Origin of the sequence: Paenibacillus sp. FSL P4-0184 (genome assembly GCF_038004625.1) — a bacterium.
GTDB lineage: Bacteria > Bacillota > Bacilli > Paenibacillales > Paenibacillaceae > Paenibacillus_AQ.
Genome location: NZ_JBBORN010000001.1, coordinates 2,264,539 through 2,277,453, shown reverse-complemented (window position 1 = coordinate 2,277,453; position 12,915 = coordinate 2,264,539). Strand labels below are relative to the sequence as shown.

At 41.5% G+C, this 12,915-nt stretch carries 10 protein-coding genes; 1 reads left to right on the top strand and 9 read right to left on the bottom strand.

Features of this window, described 5'->3' with window-relative positions:
* Positions 1–20 precede the first annotated feature (20 nt).
* The 3 genes from MKY52_RS09850 to MKY52_RS09840 all read right to left on the bottom strand — a co-directional run bounded on the left by MKY52_RS09850 (position 21) and on the right by MKY52_RS09840 (position 3,967).
* The gene (locus tag MKY52_RS09850) at positions 21–617 is read right to left on the bottom strand and encodes a sensor domain-containing protein (RefSeq protein WP_341051133.1); all 597 of its coding nucleotides are present in this window, start codon (positions 615–617) and stop codon (positions 21–23) included.
* 196 nt (positions 618–813) lie between these two features.
* Positions 814–2,601, bottom strand: coding sequence for a hybrid sensor histidine kinase/response regulator transcription factor (locus MKY52_RS09845; RefSeq protein WP_341051131.1), 1,788 nt, complete (start codon positions 2,599–2,601; stop codon positions 814–816).
* 187 nt (positions 2,602–2,788) lie between these two features.
* On the bottom strand, positions 2,789–3,967 hold the full coding sequence (locus MKY52_RS09840; protein WP_341051130.1) for a hypothetical protein: 1,179 nt from the start codon (positions 3,965–3,967) through the stop codon (positions 2,789–2,791).
* Between the two features lie 209 nt (positions 3,968–4,176).
* On the opposite strand from MKY52_RS09840, the gene MKY52_RS09835 reads away from it, so the two are divergent.
* The gene (locus MKY52_RS09835; protein ID WP_341051128.1) at positions 4,177–4,791 is read left to right on the top strand and encodes a LysE/ArgO family amino acid transporter; all 615 of its coding nucleotides are present in this window, start codon (positions 4,177–4,179) and stop codon (positions 4,789–4,791) included.
* Between the two features lie 21 nt (positions 4,792–4,812).
* On the opposite strand, the gene MKY52_RS09830 is transcribed toward MKY52_RS09835, so the two are convergent.
* The 6 genes from MKY52_RS09830 to MKY52_RS09805 all read right to left on the bottom strand — a co-directional run bounded on the left by MKY52_RS09830 (position 4,813) and on the right by MKY52_RS09805 (position 12,692).
* On the bottom strand, positions 4,813–6,525 hold the full coding sequence (locus MKY52_RS09830) for a sensor histidine kinase (RefSeq protein ID WP_341051126.1): 1,713 nt from the start codon (positions 6,523–6,525) through the stop codon (positions 4,813–4,815).
* Positions 6,522–7,322, bottom strand: coding sequence for a response regulator transcription factor (locus MKY52_RS09825; protein WP_341051125.1), 801 nt, complete (start codon positions 7,320–7,322; stop codon positions 6,522–6,524). Before MKY52_RS09825 ends, MKY52_RS09830 begins: the two co-directional genes overlap by 4 nt.
* A 147-nt stretch (positions 7,323–7,469) precedes the next feature.
* The gene (locus MKY52_RS09820) at positions 7,470–9,599 is read right to left on the bottom strand and encodes an alpha-N-acetylglucosaminidase (protein ID WP_341051123.1); all 2,130 of its coding nucleotides are present in this window, start codon (positions 9,597–9,599) and stop codon (positions 7,470–7,472) included.
* Between the two features lie 16 nt (positions 9,600–9,615).
* Complete coding sequence (locus MKY52_RS09815; RefSeq protein WP_339318320.1) at positions 9,616–10,455, bottom strand: carbohydrate ABC transporter permease; 840 nt, start codon at positions 10,453–10,455, stop codon at positions 9,616–9,618.
* Positions 10,452–11,348 (bottom strand): carbohydrate ABC transporter permease, encoded by an 897-nt coding sequence (locus tag MKY52_RS09810; RefSeq protein ID WP_341051121.1) that lies wholly within the window; start codon positions 11,346–11,348, stop codon positions 10,452–10,454. Before MKY52_RS09810 ends, MKY52_RS09815 begins: the two co-directional genes overlap by 4 nt.
* Before the next feature lie 66 nt (positions 11,349–11,414).
* Positions 11,415–12,692: an ABC transporter substrate-binding protein gene (locus MKY52_RS09805; protein ID WP_341051119.1), complete on the bottom strand. Its 1,278-nt coding sequence runs from the start codon at positions 12,690–12,692 to the stop codon at positions 11,415–11,417.
* Positions 12,693–12,915 lie beyond the last annotated feature (223 nt).

The window sequence follows — 12,915 nt, the reverse complement described above, 5'->3', positions numbered from 1 at the left end:
TCCTTCTTTCGTGTAAAAGTTTATCTTCTAGCAAAGTCTTTCACTAAACGCCGCGTATACCTGCCGATCATCTTTACTAAACTGTTGCCAAGATAAGCACCTATCCAAAGAGATACCGCGCCTAACAGCATGAACAGAAGTGAGGTGTTGAGTGTTTTATTTTCAATCCCGAATAACGATATAGAAGAGATATCGATGAAATACAAGATAGGTGACAACAAGAGAATAATAGGGGACAAGTAAAAAAGAGTTGCACATATGAGACTGAGCATTCCAATTCCAAGTTGCAGCATCAACCCTATAATTGCTCTCCAGTTATGCTCATCGGACAACTCCACCTTAACCTTTTCCCATATGTTTCCTTCTTCTTGAGATCGAGTTGGAAGCGTCCGAACGGAGATATCCGTATAGACTTTCGTTCGAATTCGCTCATGTTGTAAAAAGGTTTCGGTAGAACGCAAAACATAATAAAGGATCGGAATCCCTACTATGGTGAAGGACATCGCGACCCCAAAAGTGATGCCTACCAAATAAAAGCAAAAGTAAAATAGCCCTGTGGCAAAAGTAATTAATAAGAAACAGAAATTCCTCACATGCTTCCGGATCATTTGACTCATATTCTCCTCTTCCTCTCTGCACTAAAAATTTGTTCATCTACGCAGCTCTTATGCTAATGCTCCTGATGTAAAATCGACCAGTGCCATAATGTCATATGACAGTTTTTTCATACAAAAAAGCACCTTTCGCCTACTCCCACAAGGGAAAATAGACAACAAGGTGCTCGCTCTACAATTTCAGATCATTCGGTTTTAGTTATTCCAAAGTGCCAAAGGCTTTCTCAACAGCCTCTTCGCGATTCCGTACACCCAGCTTAGCATAGATGGTAGAAGCGTAATTTCTCACCGTTCCATCAGACAAATACAATTTAGCTGCAATGGATTTATAACGCATGCCCTTTGACAGGCATTCTAGAATTTCCAGCTCGCGCGGGGTCAGCCCATACTCATTACTCTGCTCAGTCTGCGCTTCAGAAGTTGGATGCATCTCATAATGATCAATTAATACATTCGTAATAGCTGGTGTTATCATCTTCACACCCCGATGTACGAGACGTATCCCTTCGAATAGCTCCTGCGGTTCAGTAGACTTTAACAAGTAGCCATCTGCCCCGTTTTGCAGTGCTTCGACTGCCAAATCTGTTTCTTGAAAAGTAGTCAGGATCAGCACTCGTACTCCTGGCCACTTTTGCTTAATAAGCTTCGTTGCTTCCGCACCGTCCATGTCAGGCATATTTAAGTCCATCAGTACCACATGAGGCTGTTCCTGCTCACAGAAGCCTACTGCTTGTTCACCATTCTCAGCTAACCCAATGATCTCAAAATCGGGCTGCTGCTCTAAAATAATTCGCAGACTATCCCGGATATAAGGTTGATCATCGACCAGCAATAAGCGAATCATTTCCTCCTGTATCTCTTCAAGCCTTGGTAAACTACAGGTCACTAAGGTTCCTTCCCCTGACTTAGAGTAGAGATACACTTGGCCTTGCAGGTTAGAAGCACGTTCCTTCATCGCGTTCACACCAAATCCTGCTTTTAAATCTTCAGTGCCTAATCCATTATCCTGCACTTCCAGTCGAATTAACTTCTCTTCGTAATGCAGGGTGATGACAATTTCACTGGCTTGACCATGACGAACAGCGTTGGTTATCGACTCTTGCAAACATCTATATAAGGTCATTTTAGCCTGCTTGGATATTGTATAAGCCTCTCCGAACGTTCTTAGACGAACCTTAACCTTCGAAAAGGTCTGGAAATCATCTACTAATTTCTGCAGGGACTGCATAAGCGTCAATGAATCCTGCGAAGAGCCCACATGGTGCAAATATTTACGCACATCATCCAAGCCATTGCGAGTTAGCTTTAATAAGGAATCTATCTTTTGCTCTCCTTCAGAGGTATTCACCTCCGTACGTAAAGTCTCTAGCCCCATAAGAATGGAAGTATAAGAATGCCCGACAGTGTCATGCAAATCTTTGGATAATCGATCTCTTTCCTCCAGAAGGGTCATACGCTCGACTTGTGAGATATACTGCTCCAGGACAGCATTCTGGTTCTTAATAATCCCGTTCTGCTTATGATTCACCACCAGCAAGTGAAAAGCGAAGCCAATCGTATACACCAAGCCAAAGTTCACAATCATCGATATAGCATCCATTTGTTGTGACAATCTAGATAGCATTATTGGAATAAAGATCACCGTGATCGGAGCTGACCAACGATAGGACTTCTGTGCACTATTGCTGGCAATCATAAAAGCAATTGGCAGAAAAGTTACATACGAATCAGGAAACAGAGCAGCCAAATATAAGCATAGACCACCTGAAAGGAGGATCTCCGCCATCAGATAATACTTATAATGCAGCTGCAAACAAAACCAAGGCACTGAAAAAGAGATCACACCCCAAACAAACACGATCCAGAAAGGAATCGTAAAATCCTCCGAGAGGTAACACATCGTAACTATAAAAGAAGTAGAAAAACAAATCCGAAACAGGAGGACGAGCCAATCGTACCAGAACCACTGTTTGACCAGATTAAACAAGACATTGCCCCCTATAAATTCTGCTGACTAGACCCTTATTATAGTGTAACCCCCTGAGGTCTTACTAGTTACAAAAGGTCATGAGATGGGATGACATTTATGTTAGGGGTGTAATTACAGAATAGAAAAAAAGATACCATCCCTTTAGGGGCAGCATCCCTTGATCAATCCTAATCGATTTCTGAAATTAAAACTTAATTCGTGAAAATCCATTGTCTGTCATTACATACCCCACGCCATTGCCTACATAGTTGAAATTAAAATCATCCTTCAGCTTAAAAGTATAATCTACTGCGAGCGTTTTAGGATTTAAAACGTATGTGGCGGAACCCGGGAAGCCAAGCTCAATATTACCATCCTGTAATCGGTCCAACGATACAAAAAATTCTGTCTCATCTTTAAGAACTACCGACTTAACCAATCCTTTGACATTATATAGAGACAGCTTGCCATTGGCATAAACCCCATAAACTTCACCAAGTGAGGATACGACAGCATCACCTGCGATATCTCTTCCCCACAGTAGATTACCTTTAGAGTTGAATCCGAATAACCGATTCCCTGTCTTTGGTATATTAGTACGGATTAATACTGTTCCATCGGAAAGCACCTGATTGTAAGACACTTCAGTGTACGAATCGGCTGGCATTTGATATGTAAACACTGAATTTAAGGAAGAATCGAGTGCCTGGATACGTGAGCCTTTCCCACCACCGTAATTCGTTTGAATTAAGACACGATTTCCTTGCGCCAATACCGTTCCTTTATAAGAAATATTTTTTACTTTGGTACCACTTTTATTAATTAAAGTTAGTGACCCGGTATAATTCCCATTGTTATCAAAGTTACCTTGGGATGCAAAGACTAAACTCCCGTTATCAATTCTATATAAGTATCCCTCTGTCTGAGACAAATTCACTTTCCATTTCCGTTTTCCGTCTGGTCCCACCGCATAGATCTGAGTTGCGTCAGGTGAAAGATTATCTGTAAAGGTTATGTATACCGTTCCATCCGGCGCCACTAAATAATCTTTCGATTCACGAAACATCGCTGTGCCAGGGTCTGCAAAATTAACTGACCACTTTAGCTTCCCTGTCTTTGTATCATAAGATTTCAGCGTATCAACCAACCATACCTTAGTTTGGGTAGCATGCTCTTCCTTAGTGTGGAGATACACTGTATTTAATGATGGAACCTCCACGGGACCCCCTTCTATGCTTTCTAAAGCTCCCACAACATTCAGCTGACTCCATTGGGGGCTAGGTAATTTCGTTACTGTTCCAGCGGCCTCTACAACATTAAAAGATAGCGTACTGGCGGTAATCAGCAAGAGCGCAAGAAGACCTGTAAATATTCCTTTTTTCAAAAAATATCAACCTTTCTTTCCATAAATAGTATGTATCATGTTACTTTACTACCTTTTTTAAGGGACAACAAGATTACAGCACGTAATCGATTCATTAAACGAATGGGTGATTAAATTACCGCAGGAATTCAAGACTATCTAGAACATATGGAGCACCATATTCAAAAGCAAATTTTATAACGCATTACTCAACACCGGAGGACACAACTATGTTAGCCGCACTACTTCACGGGATCGCCTTAGCCTTTGGATTAATTCTTCCGCTTGGCGCACAAAATGTTTTTGTATTTAACCAAGGAGCCTCACAGCCACAGTTTAAAAAAGCCATCCCAGTTATTATTACGGCCGCTTTATGTGACACCCTTCTTATTTTATTAGCCGTGTTAGGTGTTTCCGTTCTTGTGTTTGCCATCCCTGTTCTGCAGACCACTTTATTTGCTGTGGGACTTGTATTCCTTTTGTATATGGGATGGTCCATCTGGAGAAGCACACCTACCTCTTCATCCCAAGACGCAGCACCTCTATCTTCAAAAAAACAGATCTTATTTGCGATTTCCGTTTCTTTATTAAATCCACACGCGATCATGGATACGATTGGGGTTATCGGCACCAGCTCCCTTAGTTACACTGGCATAGACAAAGTTACATTCGCCGTTTCGACTATCCTTGTTTCTTGGATTTGGTTCTTTGGGCTTGCTGTAGCAGGAAAGACCGTAGGACAAATAGATTCAAGCGGCAAAATCATGCTGATCATTAATAAGATCTCTGCGATTATCATTTGGGTCGTTGCAGCATATATTGCTTACAAGCTTTTTCAGATGTAATAGAAGAAAGAAAGGCCATCCCTATAGGGATGGCCTTTTGTTAATATCTATACATATTCTTGTCCCTACATTCAGTTCACTTTCGATAGAAATGCCATATGCGTCTCCATAATAAAGTTTAATTCGTTCATGAACATTCTTCAGACCGTAGCCTGTTCCGTTAGAATATAACAACTGCTCGATTTGCTCCTGATCCATCCCTTTCCCATTGTCACTTACCACAAACCGAATATCGTCTTTATAAGTATAAGCTTCAATGGTGAGCATGCCTTTGCCATCTTCTTTTTCATCGATACCATGTTTAATCGCATTCTCAACAATCGGCTGCAAAATAAAGTTAATTGTCTGATAGGGATACAGCTCTTCCTCAATATGATAAGTGACATCGAAGAGCTGATCATCATGCATAGCCAACTGAATATCGATATAGGCTCGGATATTAAGGATTTCATCTCGGATGCTCGTCAATTGCTTTCCATTGTTCAGACTGGTTCTATAAAATTTCGAAAGTGCATTGACCACCAAGCTAATATCCTCTGCCTCCACTTGAACCGCCCTCCAATTAATAATAGAAAGCGTATTGTATAGAAAATGAGGACTAATCTGTGCTTGGAGCGCCTTCAATTCTGCTTCTTTCTCCTGAATTCCCGATTGATAGACTTGCCCGATCAATTCCTTTATCCTACGAACCATGCTAGCAAAGCTGTTGGTAAGATCCCCGATTTCGTCTTTAGAATTGGATTGAATCAGGATATCGAAGTCGCCATCCTCCACAACTCTTATTTTCTTTTTCAGCTTATAAATAGGTTGAACTAACGTTTTTGTGAATATCCATATAATCAGTAAAAGGATTAAAATACACACCACAATGATGGACACCATCGCTTTTAGAATACTGCTAGTATCCACAATCATACTTCTTACAGGTGTATAATAATAAAGCGTCCATCCGGGGCGTTCGATATCACTTTTGACCAAGGAATATTCCTTATGTCCGATATTGATTTGTCCTGAACTCGCACCTACAATATGATCTGCGACCTTCTCTTCTCCAACCCCGCTACTAGCACTCGAATAGACCACTTGTTGATTGCGATCCGTAATAATAATGCCATAGTCACTCTTTGTGTTCAGCTCATCCATTTTCTCAAATATTCGATCCTTATCCAGCCTCACGTACAGCACACCAGCAAAGGTTGTATTATTACTCTTCATAATATTATGAGTTACAAATAAGATATCCTCGTCATAGTTCCACTCCGTCTGATTGCTCATCTTCGCGGACTGATACCAATCTAAATCTCGAACCTGCTCACTGGAATAGATAAAGTTTCCGATCTGCTTGCCTGTATATTCTGAATAGAAGTTAACTTCTTTTAACTCCATATTAATATTCGTATAGTACCAAAGTGTCGGCTCAATGTTTTCATTGAGTTCCTTGGTGTAACTTATAATATCGCCTAATTCATAGCCCATAATTTTTTTGATAATCGGGTTGAATACCATGAAATCAATAAAATTGCTCTGTTTCTCAAAGGTCTGTTCCAAGTTAAGCGAAATTTGTTCTACCGTATTCTTCATACCGAGCATCAACTGCTGCTTCAAATAAGATTCGGCCATCCGGTAAGAATAGACTCCCAATACTAAGATAGGGATAATGATCACGACAAGATAGGAGGCCAGCAGTTTATGTTTGAGCTTTCTATCCCGGAAAAACGTCAGTATCGCTCTCACAACGAACGAACCTTTTCCCGATACTGTGTCGGTGTAAGTCCGAAATGCTGTTTAAAGGAAACACCGAAATACGAAAAATCCGAATAGCCTACCATTTTATATACATCGTTAATTTTATAGTTGCTTTGGTCTAGGAATTCTTTCGCTTTTTCCATGCGATATTGATTGATATATTTCACCACACTTGTACCCGTTCTTTTCTTAAAAATATGACTAAGATAGCTGCCCGACAGATGAACACTCGCCGCTAAATATTCCAGGCTTAGATCCTGATTATATTTGGTCTCGATGATACGGATCAATTCATCCACAGCTCGCTTACCATATTCACTGTCTGCCGAACGGCTTCCATCTGCTTCTGATTTGGAGGGTGCACTCGCCCCTGTATACGGTTTCAAATTTACGTTGTGATTCTGGGATTCTTCTTGCTCACATTGTTCTACGACCTCAGACAGAACGCTGCGTAACGCTTCTGCTTCAACGGGTTTTAATAAATAATGGAGCACTTTCAATGGAATAGCCGCTCTGGCATATTCGAACTCACTATGACCGCTGAGAAGGATGATTTTCAGATTTGGACAGATTTCCCGAGCCGCCTTCACTAACTGCAACCCATCCATAAAGGGCATTTTAATATCGGTCAATAAAAGATCGAATTCTTGTTGTTCAATAATCTGCAGCGCTTCCTTGCCATTTCTGGCCTCGCTGATTTCTAAAGGAAGTTTATATTTAGAGATCAAGTATTTCATGCCATCTCTCTCGTACTTATTGTCATCTGCTATTAGCATTCTGTACATGATAGGACTCCCCTCCATGGCTTAATTTTATCAACTTCATTCTTGAATTCAATGGTTTTCTGAAGCTAAATCTCTACAGCCTTAAGGAATGCGGGAAAAACAGTCCCCGTCGCCACTTTCTGGCTAGAACACTGTTTCCCTTGAAGCTCATTCGTTTTGCTCTGCTATACCAAACTCCGAAATCGTATTTATGATGCTGCTCACCACTTCATACAGTGATCCTTGTGGTTCTGTCGCAAATAGCTCATGACCTTGCGTCCATTTATACTCCCAAGCATACCAATCAATAGGTTCTGGTGGTGTCTGACTAGACATCGCCTTACTAAGTGAAGAAATAAACATTTCCCAACGCGGCAAGTAGAAGCTCTCGATTAGGCCAGACCATTCTCTATGAGAATATTCGTGTAGAAGCTGTGATGATTCCTCTGGACCCCACAATGTGACCAGTGTTCTCGCATTAAATTCAAACAGTTCTTTCTCTTCTTCCGTTCTTCCCATACGCTTAGCCTCTTCAAGCCACGGTCCGAGCAAAAATTGTTTATAGGTACGCAGCAGACGTTCCTGCATGTGAATCAGCTGTAGAAATTGTTCTGATTGTGTTTCGAATGCGGCCTGATCTCCTGCCCGATAAGCATCCGTGAAGCGTTTATAATATACTCGGGACAAATCGGCCAAGGTTTGGCGTGTCACATCCGTAAGGTCATATCGATAGGTCTCAGACTCGCTATATTCCTCATAACACTTAAATAGGAACTTGCAGGCTTGACGTACATCTTCAAGCTCATAATATACATTTGTTGGGCCCCAGTTAGATACTTTGGTAAGGTCCAAGGACGGACGTGCACATATGAAGGACTCCATCCCACCCTGCTGTATCGTATTGCAGTTGTATACACTCTTTCGTAGAAGCTCCCAAGCCTCTTGTGCTGCTGGAACGAATTTACCGTACCGGCGTTCGATGTAGCTCTCTAGCCATTCCCCAACATCAGTCGCTTCTGAGCGCCAAACGGTGTCCACCAATAGATCGTACATTACGGGATTAGTCTCAATGCCCTCCATAGCCATTCCGATCCCACTCATATGACCCGCTTCTGGATTGTACAAGGTGGTGATGGGGTCATGTGCAATTCTGTCTAAGTTGCCGAACATCCCGTTTTTGCCACCATAATTTTGAATCATACACCATACCCAAGGAATTCCTTGAAAAGCTTCACTCGTCTCCCAAGTCGGATGGGACTCACACCACAAATCAAGCACCAGCGCCTGCTCCGGGATCACATTCTGTAATATTTCTTTTTTTGGATTGCCCTCCCAAGCTTGAAACACCCATACGGCCTGTGGATCATGACGCAACATCTCAGACTGAACGCCAACAGCATAGGCTGCTAAGTCGATTCCCTCCGTATTTCCACCTTCATGGAAGGGATCTACGCTATAGAAATGAATATCTGTTCCGAATAGCTTTTGCTGTTCCTCGTAGAAAGCAGTAGCCACTGTTGCATACATCGGATCATCTGCCAGCAAGAGTGAAGGCCTATCAAAATTACACCATTTACCTTGATCAACCGGCCTTGAACTAGGGAATTTATCACCAAAATCCCGGGGAACCATACCACTATAGCCCGGCAGCACAGGCGAAATGCCTAAGCTTAACATTCTCTGATGAATAGCATTCGCTAATTGGGCTCGATCCTCAAACCACCATTCAGGCAACGGCCCTCCCCAAGACGTCATATTCTGCATCCACTGCCATGCAAAGAAGGCTGGTCCACATACAAATTCTGAGACCTCTTGTTCCTCATAACCTATCCGAAGCAGCGTTCTTCTCCACACTTCTTCTTGCCCAATAATGCTAAGTGCCAAGTTAATGCCGTTCATCGCCATCTGATCGATTTCTTGCTCCCAACGCTCCCAATCCCAGAAGGGCATGGAGTAGGAGAAGGTGCAATAGTTCAAATAATACCGATATTTATAAGGAGTCGCGAGCTGTACGGGTTCGGGTAGTCCAGGTAATTGTTCAGGCAACTCAAGTTGATTACCACACCATGATAAATGTGCCTTACAAGTATGCTTTAAATACCAGTGGAAGCCCGATGCTACAGCAGTACCGGAGGAGCCTTTGATTACAACCATGTCACTGTCGCTTGCTAACTCAAATACATCCTGATCATTATCTGGCGCTATAGATTCCAGGCGAATTTGGGAGGACTTTTCTGACCCGATGACTCTTTCAATCATAGCTAATACATTCATTACATCTACACTTTGAGGCATCATAGAACGAATTCTCCTTTTATCCTTTTAGCGCTCCAGCGGCAACGCCCTTAATAATGTATTTTTGCATCGCAAGATAGAAAATCATTAGAGGTGCAACACCCATCAATAACATTGGAAACAGGCTGGTCCAGTCCACGGAGAATTGTCCGACATTACGGAAGACTTCCAATAGGATGACGTTATTCTCCCTTGATTGTAGGAATAGGAGTGGATTCATAAAGTCGTTCCATACGTTCAACGTGCTTAAGATCACCACAGTCGCTATAACTGGCTTCAATAAGGGGAATGCGATAAGCCAAAATGTTTTGAAAACCGAACAACCGTCTATAAATGCGGCTTCTTCCAGTTCAATCGGAACCGAGCTAAGGAAGAAGCTATGAAATAAGAATATGGCAATGATGCTGCCCGTACCGATATTTACAACCGTAACGGCAGCTAGATGATCCATTAAACCAAGCGCATTGATCAATTTATAAAGATTCACAAGCCCCATTTGGAAAGGAACCATCATTCCCGCCAAGAAAAAATAGAACAAGAAGCGATTAAACGCATGATTTCTTCTCGCCAGAGCATACGCCGCCATGGATGAGAACAAGACAATGCCTAACACAGAAAGCACCGTAACAATCAACGTATTCATAAATACACGCGGATATTGCATCGTGTTCCATGCCTCTGCATAATTGCCGAAGTTAAAAGTAGTAGGTAATGACAAAGGAAACAGCGTTGCCTGATCTGGTGTCTTAAATGTAGTTACAATCAAATAGTAAATCGGTATAAATGTAATTAAGGCAGCAATAATCATACATACTTCAAATAAGGGATTCCCCCATTTACGCAGCCATTTCGTATTCATCGTGTTTGTTCACCCCATTTTTTCAAGAAACTCATCATCACCATCGTAATGATCATCACGGCAATGAAGAATACAACCCCAAAGGCAGCTCCTTTTGCATAAAATCCTTCTGTAAATACCGTCTTGATATAAGCTGTCATAATCGTTTGTGTCGAATTTCCCGGTCCACCTTCAGTTAGCGCAAAGATAATATCAAATACTTTTAACCCACCGATCATGGCAGTGACCGACACAACGTTAACGGAAGGCTGCATAAGTGGCAAAGTCACTCTCCAGAACTTACCCCAGCTATTGGCTCCGTCGATTTCTGCCGCCTCATATAAATCTTTAGGAATGGATTGCAGATTGGCAAGGAAGATAACCATCGCCCACCCGGTCCACTGCCACAACTGTGTTCCAACTACTGAATACAAGGCCAGGTCAGGATTGCCTAAAAAATTGATCTTCGCAAATCCCAGCGCAGTGATTGCCCGGTTAATCAGGCCGAAATCTGAAGTAGACATAATATAGCTCCATAAATAGCCGATAATTAATGGGCTGAATACCGCAGGCAAGAAGAACATCGAACGTAAAATATTTTTAGTCTTTAGTTTCCGATCTAGAAATACAGCCAGAATTAAGCCGAAGCTAGTCTGGAATACGGTCATTAGAATGGCGTAGATAATCGAGTTCTTAATCGATATCGTTAGCAGATCACTTTTAAAAATGCCCTTAAAATTATCAAATCCTACAAACTTTAAATTATCTAATTTCATATTAGAATAGTCGGTAAAGCTATAGTAAAATGTCGAGAAAAAGGGATAGACACAAAATAGTAAGTAAAAGATCAGCACCGGCAGGATCAATATTTGATAATCAATCTCCCTCTTTAGCAACCTCATTTTCGTATTCATATTATTCAACCTCTCTTGTAAAACACTTGCGGGCAGCGATCAGGCTGCCGCAAGTATTATAGCTCATTATTGTGCTTTACCTTGGATGAGTTCATTGGTCTTCTTATCGATGGCTTGTAGTGCTTCCGAAATTGTCATTTTTCCACTCAACACATATTGAAAATTCTTACCGTAATCTTCAATTACATTAGATGCATCGCCCCAGTTGTTCCACGGTGCATACACATTTCCTGCTTTCAACGTTTCACTTACACTTGCAAATTGTTCAGGCATTTCGAATTCAACATCTTTTAAATAGCTGCTTCCACCCTTGTTGTCACTCCAGAAAGCTTGTTGCCCTTCAGGCGTTGAAATTAAATCTAGGACCTGCATGATTTCTTCTTGATGCTTTGACTTACTATTTGCAGCGAACCCTACACCTGGGCCACCAATCAGCCAGCCTGCACCTGGCTCAGATCCATAGAAAGGAAACATATCAAATTTCAAATTCGGATTTTTCGTTTGAATAGCTTCTACAGCCCACGGTCCAGACTGCCACATTGCTGCTTTTCCAGTTGCGAATTCATCAAGGGCTTGGTCATAATCAACACCCAGCATATCCTCCGTTAAATATCCGCGTTTGATTAATTCCGCCCATTGCTCAAGGGCTGTATTCCAGTTCCCATCAAGCTTGGTCTTACCTTCACCGTACTGTACATCGAAATCTTTATTCTCAGACTTGGACAAGAAATCATTCATTACTAGACCCATGGAGGATTTCATCATAGGCTCCCATGATTTAGCGCCCATCGCCTGAGGTGTGATTCCGTTTTGTTTCAATGTCTCATGGAGCGCTAGCTCTTCGTCAAAGGTTGTAGGCACTTTTAGATTCAACTTTTCAAAAATTTCTTTATTATAGAACATCCCTTCGAACCAGCTGATTCCCGGAAGCGCATATAATTTACCATCTACTGAATATACATTCTTGCCACCGTCGTTATAACGATCTGCCAGTTCAGAAATATCTTTGATGTAGCCGAGTTTTGCATATCTTGATGCCGTATAAGGATTAGTAGAAATAATGTCTGGACCTGCCCCAGCCGTTAGCTGTGTTTCAATAATATTTTGATACTGCTTGTTATCAATAAATTGATACTCCAGTTCAATGTTCGGTAGCTTTTCTTTTACCAGATCAAGAAGGGTCTTAACACTATCCTCTTTGTTCCAGTACGCAATTCTGATTTTCACCTTGTCTTTCTTTTCCCCTTGATTAGCTGCTGGAGCATTATTCTCATTGCCACAACCTGCAAGTGTCATCGAGAGTAAAGTGGCGGCGGTGAGAAGTAGAATACTAAATTTTTTCACGGTGAGACCTCCCTGTTCTTTTTCTAATGTAAGAGCTTCCATAACTAAAGTTTAGAGCAGTTCTTAAATTTACGTTATCTAAATTTCTTTGGTTCGTTATGAATAATCTGCTTTTTTACATGTATCATAAGCCGTACACCAAATCGTCGTATAATTAAGTCCAATTTACACCATAATGTACTAGAATTTTGACTTCTTGTTCGGAATGCTGTACATTACAAAG